Here is a 14,233-nt window from a genome sequence, read left to right on the forward strand (position 1 = left end):
CGGCCCCGGCACGCCAGCCCGTAGTCGAGCGGGCGTGCTGCGTGATGTGTCCTGGAAGTAATGCTTCCGCACAAGGAATTGACGCAACGTTGATCTGTCGTTCGCCGCCCGGGGGCAGCTCCGGGTGACGGACGGTAGATACCATGTGGCAATCGGTCAGTGCTGACTGACGCGTGCCGAGAGCGGAGAAGGGGTGGGGCGGCCGGAGCCGACCACGAGCCCGGCGCCGGGAAAGGGGAGTCGAATGGCCGGCAGGGAGTCGAACGCCCAGGTGTGGGGTGCGGCGGTGGTGGTGGCGTCCGCGCTCGCCGTGGTCGCGGCCTACCTGATCAACGGGGCGATGCTGGTCCTGGTCGTCGCCGGGGTCGAGGTGCTGCTGCTCATGGTCTACGTGGGCCGCCGCTGGCGGGCGCTCCACCGGCCGACCGCCCCGCGGGGGCACCGGCCGTCGGCCGTCACCCCGGACGCCGCGCACTGCGAGCGCTGCCGCCGGGCCCGCGAGGCGCTGGACGCCCGGCAGGCGCGCGGCCGCACCGCCGGGCCTGCGGTGGAGCCGTGGCCGGAGGCCGACGTGGCGGACCACCCGCCGTACCCGCGCCGCCCGCAGGGCCGGGCGCCGTACGAGCGCCCCTGGACGGCGGAGCGGGCGGTCGCCCGGTCCGTGGACCGCGCGGCCGCCCGCCGTGGCGCGCCGGGTTCAGCCGGCCGCGCTGTACGCCACCAGTGAGACCCCGACGTACTGCACGATGAACGCGCCCAGGGTGAAGGCGTGGAACACCTCGTGGAAGCCGAACCAGCGCGGTGACGGATTGGGCCGCTTGAGCCCGTACACCACGCCGCCGATGCTGTAGAGCACCCCGCCGACGATCATCAGCACCAGGACGGCGACGCCGCCGGCGTGCAGGAAGTCCGGCAGGAAGAAGGCGGCGGCCCAGCCGAGCGCGATGTACACCGGTGTGTACAGCCAGCGCGGCGCGCCGACCCAGAACACCCGGAACGCTATTCCGGCCAGCGCGCCGCCCCAGGCCACCCAGAGCAGCACCTGCTGGTCGGCGCCCTTGAGCAGCAGGATCGTGAACGGCGTGTAGGTGCCCGCGATGATCAGGAAGATGTTCGCGTGGTCCAGCCGCCGCAGCACGGCGTCCCCGCGCGGGCCCCAGTCGAAGCGGTGGTAGACCGCGCTGACCCCGAACAGCAGCCAGGCGCTGATCGAGTAGATCGCGCAGGCGATCTTGGCGGGGGTGGAGTCGGCCAGGCAGATCAGCACGATCCCGGCGGCGACGGTGGCGGGGAACATCCCGGCGTGCAGCCAGCCGCGCCACTTCGGCTTGCGTCCCGAGGCCTCGTTCTCCGCGCCCTCGTTCTCCGTGCTCTCGATGAGCTCAGCAGTCATGCGCAGCATGCTACCCGCTACCTACGGGGCCGTAGGTTACTGACGCGTAGGAAAGTGGTGATCATCACTCTTGGACGTTTTGGAGTATTCGAGGTGTCCGCGAGGGTGTCCGGGCCGGGATGTGGACGACCTATTACTGGCCGGTAATCGTACTTACTGTAGTAAAAGATAAGTCAATTTCGACGCTGTGCCGCAGTTTGGCGTTGGAGCCGGAGCTACGCTGCAAGCACCCTCAGACCCCCGCTACGCCACCTCCTCGCCGAGATGGTGTGAAACGGAGCGATCGTGTCGTACGAGATCTCTGCTCTCAGCGCCTCCGCGCCCACCCGCCACCAGCGCCTGCTCGCGTGGGTGAACGAGATCGCCGAGCTCACCCAGCCGGACCGCGTCGAGTGGTGCGACGGCTCCGACGAGGAGTACCAGCGCCTCGCGGACCTGCTGGTGGCTCAGGGCACCTTCAAGAAGCTCAACGAGGAAAAGCGCCCCAACTCCTACTACGCCGCCTCGGACCCGACGGACGTGGCGCGCGTGGAGGACCGCACCTACATCTGCTCCGAGCAGGAGAAGGACGCCGGTCCGACCAACAACTGGAAGGCCCCGGCCGAGATGCGGGAGGTCTTCCAGGGCGAGAAGGGACTGTTCCGCGGCGCGATGAAGGGCCGCACGATGTACGTCGTGCCCTTCTCGATGGGCCCGGTCGGTTCCCCGCTGGCCGCGTACGGCGTCGAGATCACCGACTCCGCCTACGTCGCCGTGTCGATGCGCGTGATGACCCGCATGGGCAAGGCGGTGCTGGACCAGCTCGGCGAGGACGGCGACTTCGTCAAGGCCGTGCACACCGTCGGCGCCCCGCTGGCCGAGGGCCAGGCGGACGTGCCGTGGCCGTGCAACAGCACCAAGTACATCTCGCACTTCCCGGAGACCCGGGAGATCTGGTCCTTCGGCTCCGGCTACGGCGGCAACGCCCTGCTCGGCAAGAAGTGCTACGCGCTGCGCATCGCCTCGACCATGGCCCGTGACGAGGGCTGGCTGGCCGAGCACATGCTGATCCTGAAGCTCACCCCGCCGTCCGGCGAGGTCAAGTACGTCGCCGCCGCCTTCCCGTCGGCCTGCGGCAAGACCAACCTGGCCATGCTCCAGCCGACCGTCCCGGGCTGGAAGGTCGAGACGATCGGCGACGACATCGCCTGGATGCGCTTCGGCGCCGACGGCCAGCTCTACGCGATCAACCCCGAGGCCGGTTTCTTCGGTGTCGCCCCCGGCACCGGCGTGGACACCAACGCCAACGCCATCGACACCCTGTGGGGCAACACGGTCTTCACCAACGTCGCGCTGACCGACGACGGCGACGTGTGGTGGGAGGGCCTGACCGAGGAGCCCCCGGCGCACCTCACCGACTGGCGCGGCAACGACTGGACCCCCGAGTCCGGCACCCCGGCCGCCCACCCGAACGCCCGCTTCGCCGTCCCGGCCGCGCAGTGCCCGACCATCGCCCCCGAGTGGGAGGACCAGTCGGGCGTGCCGATCTCGGCGATCCTGTTCGGCGGCCGCCGCGCCACCGCCGTCCCGCTGGTGACCGAGTCCTTCACCTGGCAGCACGGCGTCTTCCTCGGCGCCAACATCGCGTCCGAGAAGACCGCCGCCGCCGAGGGCACCGTCGGCGAGCTGCGCCGCGACCCGTTCGCGATGCTGCCGTTCTGCGGCTACAACATGGGCGACTACTTCGCCCACTGGCTGAAGGTCGGCGCCCAGGCGGACGCCGCGAAGCTGCCGAAGATCTACTACGTCAACTGGTTCCGCAAGAACGCCGAGGGCGCGTTCGTCTGGCCGGGCTACGGCGAGAACAGCCGCGTCCTCAAGTGGATCGTCGAGCGCCTGGAGGGCACCGGCGAGGGCGTCGAGACCCCGATCGGCGTGCTGCCGACCGTCGACGGCTTCGACCTCGGCGACCTGAAGCTGTCCCAGGAGGACCTCGACCTGCTCTTCACCGTGGACGCCGACATCTGGCGCCAGGAGGCCGCGCTGGTGCCGGCCCACCTGGAGCTGTTCGGCGACCACACCCCGAAGGAGCTGTGGGACGAGTACCGGAGCCTCGTCGCGCGCCTCGGCTGAGCCTGAGCCTCAGCAGAGCGAGAGGCGGTCGCGCGGCACGAACCGCGCGCCCGCCGAGTGACAGGACGGCCGGAGTTCCCCCGGGCGGTCTTTCCCCGACCAAGGAGACCGCCCGGGCCGGGACTCCGGCCGTAGTGCTTTCCCCGGGTGCCGGGTGCCGGGTGCCGGGCGCGGGGGCCACGGCTGGGTGCGGCCGTTCCGGGTTACGGCTGGGTGTAGCCGCTCAGGAAGTCGCCGATCCTGGTCACCGCGTCGGTGATCTCCTCCGCCCGGGGCAGCGTGACCAGCCGGAAGTGGTCCGGCTCGGGCCAGTTGAAGCCGGTGCCCTGGACCAGCAGGATGCGCTGGGAGCGCAGCAGGTCCAGCACCATCTGGGCGTCGTCCTTGATCTTGTAGACCTTCGGATCCAGCCGCGGGAACGCGTACAGCGCGCCCTTGGGCTTGACGCAGCTGACCCCCGGGATCTCGTTGAGCAGCCGGTACGCCGCGTCGCGCGAGGCGAGCAGCCGCCCGCCGGGCAGCACCAGGTCGCGGATCGACTGCCGGCCGCCGAGCGCGGCGGCCACCGCGTGCTGGGCGGGCATGTTGGCGCACAGCCGCATCGAGGCCAGCACGGCCAGGCCCTCGATATAGCTGTGGGCCCGCTGCCGGTCGCCGGAGAGCACCATCCAGCCGGAGCGGAAACCCGCGACCCGGTACGCCTTGGACAGGCCGTTGAAGGTGACGCAGAAGAGGTCGGGCGCCAGGGTGGCCAGCGGGACGTGCTCGGCGTCGTCGTAGAGGATCTTGTCGTAGATCTCGTCCGCGTAGACCACCAGCCGGTGCCGGCGGGCGATCTCGACGATGCCCTCCAGCACCTCGCGCGGGTAGACCGCGCCGGTCGGGTTGTTCGGGTTGATCACCACGATGGCCCGGGTCCGGTCGGTGACCTTGGCCTCGATGTCGGCGAGGTCCGGGTACCACTCGGCCTGCTCGTCGCAGCGGTAGTGCACCGCGGTGCCGCCGGCCAGCGAGACCGAGGCGGTCCACAGCGGGTAGTCGGGCGCCGGGACGAGCACCTCGTCGCCGTCGTCCAGTAGCGCGGTCATGGCCAGCTGGATCAGCTCGGAGACGCCGTTGCCGAGGAAGACGTCCTCGACGCTCAGCCCGTGCAGGCCGCGGTCCTCGTAGTGCATGACCACCGCGCGGCGGGCGGCGAGCAGGCCCTTGGAGTCGCCGTACCCGTGCGCGGTCGAGAGGTTGCGCAGGATGTCCTGGAGGATCTCCGGCGGCGCCTCGAAGCCGAAGACGGCGGGGTTGCCGGTGTTGAGCTTGAGGATGCGGTGGCCCTGTTCCTCCAGCCGCATCGCCTCGTCGAGTACCGGGCCGCGGATGTCGTAGCAGACATTGGCGAGCTTGCTGGACTGGATGACCTGCATGCCTGCCTACTTTAGGGGCACCTCCGGGCACTTCGGTGCGCGTCCCGGGACGCGCACCGAACCGCCCGGAGCGGCCTCCTTGGATCGGCAGGCGGGGGTGTCAGCCGACCTTCCAAACCAGGGGCGCGGTGTCCAGGATGTTCCCGTACGTGAGGAAGCTGGGCGGGGTCTCGTTCGGGACGAGATAGACGGCACACAGCTTGACGGACTGCCCGTCCGCGAGCGTGACCAGCGACCGGGTGTCGCACTGCGGGATCGCCTTCTGCAGGGTCGCGGCCGGCAGCGCGCCCGCCGAGTGGTCCTTGGGCTTCACCCAGACCCGCATCATGTAGGCGTCCTCGGCCAGCGGGGCGCCGGTGCGGTTGGTGAAGGAGACGGTGACGTAGTACGGCGTCTTGCCGCTGGTGCTCGTCGACGGGAGGTTGAGCGGGGCGATCTCCGCGGCGGTGCCCTTGACGATCGAGACCGCGGCGGCGTCCACCACCGAGCTCTTGCCGACGTAGCGGCCGGCGCTGCCGAGCGGCAGCGGGCGGTCGTAGCTGACCTGGGTGACGTTGTTGCCGCCGGCGGTGACGGACGGCTGCGGTCCGGCCGGGGCGGTCGGGGTGGTCGGGGTGGCCGGGGCGGTCGAGGCCGCGGAGCCGGTCGGGGTGCCGGGAGCCGTGGAGGCGCCGGCGGCGCCGGTGGGCGGCGCGGCCGGGGCGCTCGGGACGGCCGCCGGGTCGGCGTTGTCCGGCCCGCAGGCCGACAGCGCCAGGACGAGCGCCGCCGCCGGCAGGCCGGCCGCGATTCTCCGGATGGACTGGGTCTTCGTCATGGTCGTTCCCCCGTTGGATGATGTGGTCGGTGCGCCCCGCCCGGTTCCCGGGTGCCGCACGGGCGTGCAGGCGTTGATCGAAAAGGGGGTGCGCCGGTGATGCTAGCCGCAGTCGGCGCGGTGCTGGCCGCATTTCTGGTGGCTCCGCTGTTGCGCGGGCTGGTCACCAGGTTCGCCGTGCCGGAGGGCGAACCCTGGTGCGGTGCCTGCCCGTTGTGCGGGCGCGAGGTGCGACTGCTGCCGCCCACCGGACGCTGTCCGGGCTGCCGGGAGCGGTTGGGCGCGGGCGCCTGGTCGGTGGAGCTGGTGGCGGCCGTGGTCGCCGCCGGGCTGGCGTACGCGGCGGACGGGCCGTCGGCCGCGGCGCTGGGCTGGGCGGCCGGGCTCGGCGTGGTGCTCGGCTTCGTCGACGCCCGGGTGCGCCGGCTGCCGTACCGGCTGACCCTGCCGCTGGTCGGCGGGGTGGCCCCCCTGCTGGCGGTGGCGGCGCTGGCCGCGGGGCGCCCGGGGGTGCTGCTGCGCTGCCTGCTGGTGGCCCTCGCGGTCGGGGCCCTGCTCGAACTGGCGGTCTGGATCGGCGCGTTGGGCCCGGGTGACTCGCCGCTGGGGTTCGCCCTGGGCGGGCTGCTCGGCTGGTACGGCTGGCCGGTGGCGGTCGCCGGGCTGTTCGCCGCGGTGGTGCTCGCCGGGCTCTGGGCGATCCTGCGGGCCGCCGTCGCGCTGGCCCGCCGACGCCCGGTGCGCGGGCTCGACGTCCCGGTCGGACCGTTCCTGCTGCTCGGCGCGCTGCTGGCGGTGCTGGCCCGGTAGCCCCCGGGCCCGGGAGGCCGGACTTCCCGGGCCACCGCGACGCCACAGGTGGCGCCTGGGCCCGGGGGCCGGACCGGACCTGGCGCTACCGGGCCCGGACGCGGGAGGGCCCGCCGTACCGGGTCGGGTACGGCGGGCCCCGCCGCCGGCGCGCAGGCCCCACCCTCAAGGAGCGGCGCGCCGGTGGGGGATTGGCGGTGGGGGGTTACGGCATCTTGTGGACGAACGGGCCGACCGCGTTGGAGAACGCGTTGCCGTTGTTGGCGTCCCAGTTGGTGGACCAGGTCATCGCACCGCGGATGGTCGGCCACTTGGCCGGCGGGACGAAGCTGCCGCAGTTGTTGCCGGTGGCCAGGCAGTCCAGCGCGTTGTTCACCACGGTCGGCGAGACGTAGCCGCCGCCGGCCGCCTTGGCGGAGGCGGGGACGCCGATGCCGACCTGGTCGGGCCGCAGGCCGCCCTGGATGTGGGTGCAGACCTGCGAGGTGATGAAGTCGATGGTGCCCTGGTTGTAGACCTTGCCGTCGCAGCCGTTCATGCCGCCCGAGTTGTAGAACTGGGTGTTGACGACGGTGAGGATGTCCTTGGTGTTCAGCGCCAGCTGGAAGTAGGCGCCGGCGGTGCTGTACATCCCGATCGTCTCGGGCGCCATGGTCAGGATGAAGCCGGGGCCGACCTTGGCCTGGAGGGTGTGCAGCGCGTTGCCGAGCGGGCCGGCCTGGACGCCGTTCTCCAGGTCGACGTCGATGCCGTCGAAGCCGTAGTCCTTGATGATCGCGTAGGCGCTGTTGGCGAAGTTGTTGCCGGCGGTGGCGTCGCCGACGGTGATCGCGCCGTTCTGGCCGCCGATGGAGAGGACGACCTTCTTGCCGGCCGCCTGCTTGGCCTTGATGTCGGCGCGGAACTGCGCGTCGCTGTAGCCGCCGAGGGCCTTGGACAGGCCGGGGTCGAGGGTGAAGCTGATCGCGCCGGTCTGGGTGGGCACGGCGTCGGCGAAGGACACCGCGATGATGTCGTAGGCGCTCTGCACGTCGCCGAGGCGCTGCGGGGTCGAGCCGTTGTCGAAGTTCTGCCAGTAGCCGGTGACCGCGTGCGCGGGCAGGCCGGTGACCGGCGGGGTGGTGGCGGTCGCGGTGGCCGTGGGGGTCGGCGTCGCGGTCGCGGTGGCGGTCGGGGTCGCGGTGGCCGTCGGCGTGCCGGTCGCGGTGGGGGAGGAGGTCGCGGTGGCCGTGGCGGTCGGTGACGGGGTGGCGGTGGCGGTCGGGCTCGGGGTGGAGGGGCCGCCGGGGCCGATCAGGCTCACGTCGTCGGCGAGGTAGGCGCTCTGGCCGTACCAGCCGTGCAGGTAGACGGTGACGCTGGTGGCGTTCGCGCCGGTGGTGAAGGTGGAGGACAGCTGGTTCCAGCTGTTCTGGTTCGACCAGGTGGACGGGTCGGTGCCGCCGGTGCCGCGCGCACCGAGGTAGACGTACGGGCCCTGGACCCAGGCGCTCAGCGTGTAGCTGGTGTTGGGCAGCACGCTGATGGTCTGGGTGCACTCGGCGGTGTCGCCGGCGCCCGGGGTGGCCTGCAGCGCGCCGGTGCCGGAGTGGGCCGGGGAGGAGACGGTGGTCGCCGCGCCGGCGCAGTTCCAGCCGCCCAGCCCGCTGTCGAAGCCGCCGTTGGTGACCAGGTTGCCGACGGCCGCGCTGGCGCCGCCGGCGAAGAGGGCCAGGCCGCCGCCGGCCAGGGCGAGGGCGGTGGCGCCGGCCGCGACGGCCGGGAGGGGGCTGCGCCGGCGCTTGTGCGCGGGCTGGTTCAGCGTACGGGCCATGGGGTGACGCTCCTGGGGAGGGAGCGGCCGCCGCGGTGGGGGGCGCGGCGGCCGCGTGTGGGGGAGGGGAGGTCCGTCGTGGTGCGTGGGGTCGTCGTACCTGGGGGTGGGCGACCGCGGCGGTGCATGGTGGTGCACGGTGGTGCGTGGGGGTGGGGCGGGGCCGTGGGGTTCGTTCCGCCTTGGATCAAAAGCTGGACTAGACCATTGCCGGTCGTCAAGCATTGGACAGTCGGCTTACGGATTCCTTAAGGATTCGGAAACCGTTCCGTGTCCGCCGTCGGAGCCGTCGGGCAAGGCCCGCGACACGCCCGCCGGGACGGACTCCGTACAGGACCGTGACCAGACCGCTACCTGCGGCTTTACCGTGTGCCTGCCCGCCGGAGTAGGCTGCGCCGGGGCGTTGACGCACCAGCTGAACGAGCACGGAGGGGCCGGGAATCATGGGTCTGCGCGATGTCGCCGAACGGACGCCGGGTCTGCGTACCCTGCTGGGCGGGATGTACGGGCTCTACGGCCGCCGGGTCGAGGTCCACCTCGCCCGCACCCCGCACCACATCGGCGTGATCCTGGACGGCAACCGCCGCTGGGCGAAGGCCGCCGGGGGCACCACCGTGTACGGCCACCAGCGCGGCGCCGACAAGATCAGCGAGTTCCTCGGCTGGTGCGACGAGACCCACGTCAAGGTCGTCACCCTCTGGATGCTCTCCACCGACAACCTCGACCGCCCCGCCGACGAGCTCGTCCCGCTGCTGGGCATCATCGAGGACGCCGTCACCGGGCTGGCCGCCGCCCGCCGCTGGAAGGTCCACCCGGTCGGCGCACTGGACCTGCTCCCGCAGCACACCGCCGACGTGCTCAAGCGGGCCGCCGAGGAGACCGCCGACATCGACGGCATCACGGTCAACGTCGCGGTCGGCTACGGGGGCCGGCACGAGATCGCCGACGCCGTCCGCTCGCTGCTCCAGGAGCACGCCGGGCGCGGCACCTCGATCGAGGAACTGGCCGAGATCCTCGACGTCGAGCACATCGCCGAGCACCTCTACACCCGCAACCAGCCCGACCCGGACCTGATCATCCGCACCTCGGGCGAGCAGCGCCTGTCCGGTTTCCTGCTCTGGCAGAGCGCGCACAGCGAGTTCTACTTCTGCGAGGCGTACTGGCCGGCCTTCCGCAAGGTCGACTTCCTGCGGGCGCTGCGGGCGTTCGAGCAGCGCAACCGGCGACTGGGCCTCTGAACGGGTGAAGTGACCGCCGTAGGGCTGGCCTACCCGGAGCCCTCGTGAGGCCAAACGTTCACCGGCAATGATCCGTCAGTTCGCCGGGGGCGCGAATGCACCGCCCCTCGCCTGGGAATACTCCAGGCAGTCCGGTCCCGAGGCCACCGGGGCAGCGGGGGCCGGCTTGCCGCGGATGACGCAGGGTCATCCGCTCTGGAGGCCTAGTGGTCAGTTCCAAGAGCCGCCGGACGCCAGACCGGCGCACGTACGTTCTCGACACCAGCGTGCTCCTGGCGGACCCGCTCGCCATGACCCGCTTCGAGGAGCACGAGGTCGTCCTGCCGGTGGTGGTCGTCACCGAGCTGGAGGCCAAGCGGCACCACCCGGAGCTGGGCTACTTCGCCCGCCAGGCGCTGCGACTGCTCGACGACTACCGCATCCGCCACGGCCGGCTCGACGAGCCGATCCCGGTCGGCGAGCTCGGCGGCACCATCAGGGTCGAGCTCAACCACTCCGACCTGTCGATACTGCCGGCCGGCTACCGGGTCGGCGGCGGCGAGGCGGACTCGCGGATCCTCGCGGTCGCCCGGAACCTCCAGGCCGAGGGGTACGACGTCACGGTCGTCTCCAAGGACCTGCCGCTGCGGATCAAGGCCAGCTCGGTGGGCCTGCTCGCCGAGGAGTACCGGGCCGAGCTCGCCATCACCTCCGGCTGGACGGGGATGTCCGAGCTGCACGTCCCGGCGGAGCAGGTGGACGCGCTGTTCGCGGCCGGCCACGACGCCGCGGTGGACGTCGAGGGGGCGGACGAGCTGCCCGTGCACACCGGGCTGGTGCTCACCTCGGAGCGCGGCCGGGCGCTCGGCCGGGTGACCGGCGACGGCCGGGTCCGGCTGGTGCGCGGCGAGCGCGAGGCGTTCGGACTGCGCGGGCGCAGCGCCGAGCAGCGGGTGGCGCTGGACCTGCTGCTCGATCCGGACGTCGGCATCGTCTCGATGGGCGGCCGGGCGGGCACCGGCAAGTCCGCGCTGGCGCTGTGCGCGGGGCTGGAGGCGGTGCTGGAGCGGGGGCAGCACCGCAAGGTGATGGTCTTCCGGCCGCTGTACGCGGTCGGCGGGCAGGAGCTCGGCTACCTGCCGGGCTCCGAGACGGAGAAGATGAGCCCCTGGGCGCAGGCGGTCTTCGACACCCTCTCCGCCGTCACCACCCCGGACGTGATCGAGGAGGTGATCTCCCGGGGGATGCTGGAGGTGCTGCCGCTGACCCACATCCGGGGCCGCTCGCTGCACGACGCCTTCGTGATCGTGGACGAGGCCCAGTCGCTGGAGCGGAACGTCCTGCTGACGGTGCTGTCCCGGATCGGCCAGGGTTCGCGGGTGGTGCTCACCCACGACGTGGCGCAGCGCGACAACCTCCGGGTGGGCCGGTACGACGGCGTGGTGGCGGTGGTGGAGAAGCTGAAGGGGCATCCGCTCTTCGCGCACATCACGCTCACCCGCTCGGAGCGTTCGCCGATCGCGGCGCTGGTCACGGAGATGCTGGAGGACATCCACCCGTGATTCGTCCCTGACCAGGACATAGTCGGACAATACGGTCAACTCTTGGTGCGGGGCCCGCTCCTGACGGGGCGGGCCCTCACCCCTTTCATCACATCGAGTGCTTTCCGCCCGGGGAACTCCCGTGCGGTGAATGTGACGTGCGCCACGCGAACGGGAATTGCGTCGACAGCGTCCGGTGCGGCATGGTGAGGGTTCTGTCAGGCCCCGCGTACGGCGTGGCAGGGCTTCCGGACTCCACGAGTCCGGGCCCGGATGGTCCACCAACTCCGGTCGGTGGACGCACAATTGAAGACCGATGAGCCGTACGCCGCCCGATTCCAACGCCCGGTCGCCTCACCTCGGCCGGACGCCGGGCCAGCACCTCCCGTGACCAGAGCACCTGCGGAGGTCAGTGCCAAGGGGCATGTTGCGCCCGCACGGTCACGCGTGGGCGATGCTGGAAGGAATCCATGTGACTCGGATCTCGGTCCGGGGAGTCGCTGTGGCCTCCGCCACCGCCGTCACCGCTGTCGGTGCCGTCGTGGGTGTGGCCTCGGGCAGCGAGGGCAAGACGACGCAGACGGTCGACGTCGCGGGCGCGACCCTGCTTGCCGAAGTCCCCTCTGGCGCCCAGGCGCAGACCATCAGTGACAACATCGGCCAGCAGGCATCCGCCCAGCAGGCCTCCGCCGACGCCGCGGCCAAGGCCGCCGCCGAGCAGAAGGCCGCCGAGGAGGCCGCGCGCCAGAAGGCCGCCGCGGACGCCCAGGCGAAGGCCGATGCCCAGGCCAAGGCCGACGCGGACAAGGCTGCCAAGGCCGCCGAGGACAAGCGCAAGGCCGACGAGGCCGCTGCCAACCGTTCCAAGGCGCGTTCGGCGATGGCCGCCACCGACAACAGCGCCCCGCCGGTCTCGGCCAGCCCCGGATCCGTCCAGGACATCGCCCGGCAGGTCGTCGGTGACGACGCCCAGTTCCAGTGCTTCAGCCAGATCGTGAAGCGCGAGAGCGGCTGGGACTACACCGCGACCAACCGGAGTTCCGGCGCGTACGGCCTGGTCCAGGCGCTGCCCGGCACCAAGATGGCCTCGGCCGGTGCCGACTGGCGCACCAACCCGGCCACCCAGATCAAGTGGGGTCTGGGCTACATGAACAGCCGCTACGGCAGCCCCTGTGGCGCCTGGTCGTTCTGGCAGTCCCACAACTGGTACTAGGAGCCGCCACCGCCCGGCGGTGGACTCTCCCGTACGGCCCCCGGCCGCTCGTCCCGCCCGACGAGCGACCGGGGGCCGTCGCGTTCTCGCCCATCGGGAGCCGGGTCGGGCCGCGCCGCCCGGGCTGCGCTGACCAGTGCGCCTGCGGGCGGTGCGGACCCGGTGCGGACGCGGGGCGCGGGAAGGGGTCCTGGTCGCTTCCCGCACCGGCCGGTCCGCCGACAGTTGGTCCGTGGTCCGAGACCTCGCTCTCCCCGGGGGCCTCGTTTCGACTCCTCCCCAGCGACCGCGGTCCGAAACCATCTGAAACCTGACGCTTTGCCCCGGTTTGATGGCGAGGTTGTTCGAGCCGAACCCGGCGGGGGCCGGACTCGCCGGGCCGCCGCCGGGTAGCGTCATCCCTGACGGCCGTGGCGGGACCCACGGCGTACCGCCGGGCACGGCGGCTCAGCAGGGGAGCGGTGGTAGCGAGGATGGCGCGGGGCGGAAAGGCCTTCAAGGCCGTGGCCAAGGGCATGGCCGTGGTGGCGAGCGCGGCCGCCGTGATCGAACGGCGCCGGCGTGCCGCGATGGCGGCCGACCCGCACGAGCTCGCCGTCCCCGCACTGGCCGAGGCGCCCGATCCGGTGCCGGCCCCGCGGGTCGAACCCGCCGCGGTACCGGCCGCCGCCCCGGCGGCCCCCGCGCCGGCCGCACCGCCCGGCCTGGCGCGGGAGTACCACCCCGGCCGGCCGGCCACCCCGGCCGAGGCCGTGCCCTGGGGGCTGCGGGTGGCCGCCGAGTCGACCTGGCGGCTGCTGCTGCTCGGCGGCGCGCTCTACGTCGTCTTCTACATCGTCGACATGCTGCGGCTGGTCGCCTTCGCGGTGCTGGCCTCGCTGCTGATCTCCGCGCTGCTGGAGCCGACGGTCTCCTGGCTGCGCCGGCACGGGGTGCCGCGCTCGCTGGCGGCGGGCGGGGTGTTCCTGAGCGGTCTGGCCGGAATCGGGCTGGTCGGCTGGTTCGTGGTCTGGCAGGTGTCCACCAACCTGTCGACGGTCACCAGCAAGGTGAAGGACGGCGTCGACCAACTGCGGGACTGGCTGAGCACCGGGCCGCTGCACCTGACCCAGCAGCAGATCAACGACTACGCCGACCAGATCGGCAAGGCGATCACCACCAACACCGACCAGATCACCTCGGCCAGCCTGACCGGCGCGCAGATCGCCGTCGAGGTGCTGACCGCCGTGGCGCTGGCCTTCTTCACCACCTTCTTCTTCCTCTACGACGGCGCGCGGATCTGGAACTGGGCGTTGCGCGGACTGCCCCGGCACTCCCGCTTCGCCATGGCCGGAGCCGGCCCGAAGGCCTGGGCGACGCTCACCGCGTACGTGCGCGGCACCGTCTGCGTGGCCTTCATCGACGCGGTCTGCATCGGCATCGGCATCGACCTGCTGGGCGTGCCGATGGCGATGCCGCTGGCCGTGATCATCTTCCTGGGCGCCTTCGTCCCGCTGGTCGGCGCACTCGTCACCGGCACGGTCGCGATGCTGATCGCCCTGGTCACCGAGGGGCCGTGGACGGCGCTGATGGTGCTGATCGTGCTGGTCGCGGTGATGCAGATCGAGAGCCACATCCTGCAGCCGCTGATCCTCGGCCGGGCCGTCCGGGTGCACCCGCTGGGCGTCGTCCTCGGCGTCGCGGCCGGCGGCATCATCGGCGGCATCGGCGGTGCGGTGGTGGCCGTCCCGCTGATCGCCGTCACCAACACCGTGATCACCCACCTGCGCCGCCGCAACGAGGCCGGCCAGGCCGTCTTCACCGCCATGGAGGCCGCCCGCGAGGCCGCGGGCCGGACCTCCGCCGCCCCGGCCGGGGACGGCTGAGGCCGAAGCGCAACGCCGACGGGCCCTCCCGGAC

General features: G+C 72.1%; 11 protein-coding genes. 7 read left to right on the plus strand and 4 right to left on the minus strand.

Annotation, left to right across the window (positions count from 1 at the left end):
- The first annotated feature begins 244 nt into the window (after positions 1–244).
- Positions 245–727, plus strand: a complete 483-nt coding sequence (locus ACIOGZ_RS37425; protein WP_400809800.1) for a hypothetical protein — start codon at positions 245–247, stop codon at positions 725–727.
- Here the strand turns inward: ACIOGZ_RS37425 and ACIOGZ_RS37430 are convergent.
- On the minus strand, positions 698–1,402 hold the full coding sequence (locus ACIOGZ_RS37430; RefSeq protein ID WP_400989217.1) for a hemolysin III family protein: 705 nt from the start codon (positions 1,400–1,402) through the stop codon (positions 698–700). The genes ACIOGZ_RS37425 and ACIOGZ_RS37430 overlap by 30 nt on opposite strands.
- Before the next feature lie 276 nt (positions 1,403–1,678).
- Between ACIOGZ_RS37430 and ACIOGZ_RS37435 the strand changes: the two genes are divergently transcribed.
- Positions 1,679–3,505 carry a phosphoenolpyruvate carboxykinase (GTP) gene (locus tag ACIOGZ_RS37435; protein WP_363585457.1) on the plus strand — a complete coding sequence of 609 codons (1,827 nt, stop codon included), beginning with the start codon at positions 1,679–1,681 and terminating at the stop codon, positions 3,503–3,505.
- 203 nt (positions 3,506–3,708) lie between these two features.
- Here the strand turns inward: ACIOGZ_RS37435 and ACIOGZ_RS37440 are convergent, their stop codons facing one another.
- Complete coding sequence (locus tag ACIOGZ_RS37440; RefSeq protein WP_350879977.1) at positions 3,709–4,923, minus strand: pyridoxal phosphate-dependent aminotransferase; 1,215 nt, start codon at positions 4,921–4,923, stop codon at positions 3,709–3,711.
- Between the two features lie 100 nt (positions 4,924–5,023).
- Entirely contained in the window at positions 5,024–5,740 is a 717-nt protein-coding gene (locus tag ACIOGZ_RS37445; protein WP_400989219.1) for a hypothetical protein, read from the minus strand.
- A 99-nt stretch (positions 5,741–5,839) separates the two neighbouring features.
- On the opposite strand from ACIOGZ_RS37445, the gene ACIOGZ_RS37450 reads away from it, so the two are divergent.
- On the plus strand, positions 5,840–6,550 hold the full coding sequence (locus tag ACIOGZ_RS37450) for a prepilin peptidase (RefSeq protein WP_400989249.1): 711 nt from the start codon (positions 5,840–5,842) through the stop codon (positions 6,548–6,550).
- 205 nt (positions 6,551–6,755) lie between these two features.
- On the opposite strand, the gene ACIOGZ_RS37455 is transcribed toward ACIOGZ_RS37450, so the two are convergent.
- Complete coding sequence (locus tag ACIOGZ_RS37455) at positions 6,756–8,363, minus strand: chitinase (protein ID WP_400989220.1); 1,608 nt, start codon at positions 8,361–8,363, stop codon at positions 6,756–6,758.
- Positions 8,364–8,806: 443 nt separating this feature from the next.
- Between ACIOGZ_RS37455 and ACIOGZ_RS37460 the strand changes: the two genes are divergently transcribed.
- From ACIOGZ_RS37460 to ACIOGZ_RS37475, 4 genes are all read left to right on the plus strand, one after another.
- Positions 8,807–9,601: an isoprenyl transferase gene (locus ACIOGZ_RS37460; protein ID WP_208869076.1), complete on the plus strand. Its 795-nt coding sequence runs from the start codon at positions 8,807–8,809 to the stop codon at positions 9,599–9,601.
- A gap of 206 nt (positions 9,602–9,807) precedes the next feature.
- Positions 9,808–11,142, plus strand: a complete 1,335-nt coding sequence (locus ACIOGZ_RS37465) for a PhoH family protein (RefSeq protein ID WP_063347994.1) — start codon at positions 9,808–9,810, stop codon at positions 11,140–11,142.
- A gap of 451 nt (positions 11,143–11,593) precedes the next feature.
- Complete coding sequence (locus ACIOGZ_RS37470; RefSeq protein ID WP_400809806.1) at positions 11,594–12,334, plus strand: transglycosylase SLT domain-containing protein; 741 nt, start codon at positions 11,594–11,596, stop codon at positions 12,332–12,334.
- 473 nt (positions 12,335–12,807) lie between these two features.
- On the plus strand, positions 12,808–14,199 hold the full coding sequence (locus ACIOGZ_RS37475) for an AI-2E family transporter (RefSeq protein ID WP_363585454.1): 1,392 nt from the start codon (positions 12,808–12,810) through the stop codon (positions 14,197–14,199).
- The last annotated feature ends 34 nt before the right edge of the window (positions 14,200–14,233 follow it).

It is taken from the genome of Kitasatospora sp. NPDC088160, assembly GCF_044741445.1.
Taxonomy (GTDB): Bacteria; Actinomycetota; Actinomycetes; order Streptomycetales; family Streptomycetaceae; genus Kitasatospora.

What these genes read in the sequence shown, in the direction of transcription:
- ACIOGZ_RS37445 (WP_400989219.1), bottom strand. Translation starts at nt 5,740, where the DNA reads ATGACGAAGACCCAGTCCATCCGGAGAATCGCGGCCGGCCTGCCGGCG.
- ACIOGZ_RS37475 (WP_363585454.1), top strand. Translation starts at nt 12,808, where the DNA reads ATGGCGCGGGGCGGAAAGGCCTTCAAGGCCGTGGCCAAGGGCATGGCC.
- ACIOGZ_RS37430 (WP_400989217.1), bottom strand. Translation starts at nt 1,402, where the DNA reads ATGCTGCGCATGACTGCTGAGCTCATCGAGAGCACGGAGAACGAGGGC.
- ACIOGZ_RS37460 (WP_208869076.1), top strand. Translation starts at nt 8,807, where the DNA reads ATGGGTCTGCGCGATGTCGCCGAACGGACGCCGGGTCTGCGTACCCTG.
- ACIOGZ_RS37450 (WP_400989249.1), top strand. Translation starts at nt 5,840, where the DNA reads ATGCTAGCCGCAGTCGGCGCGGTGCTGGCCGCATTTCTGGTGGCTCCG.
- ACIOGZ_RS37440 (WP_350879977.1), bottom strand. Translation starts at nt 4,923, where the DNA reads ATGCAGGTCATCCAGTCCAGCAAGCTCGCCAATGTCTGCTACGACATC.
- ACIOGZ_RS37425 (WP_400809800.1), top strand. Translation starts at nt 245, where the DNA reads ATGGCCGGCAGGGAGTCGAACGCCCAGGTGTGGGGTGCGGCGGTGGTG.
- ACIOGZ_RS37455 (WP_400989220.1), bottom strand. Translation starts at nt 8,363, where the DNA reads ATGGCCCGTACGCTGAACCAGCCCGCGCACAAGCGCCGGCGCAGCCCC.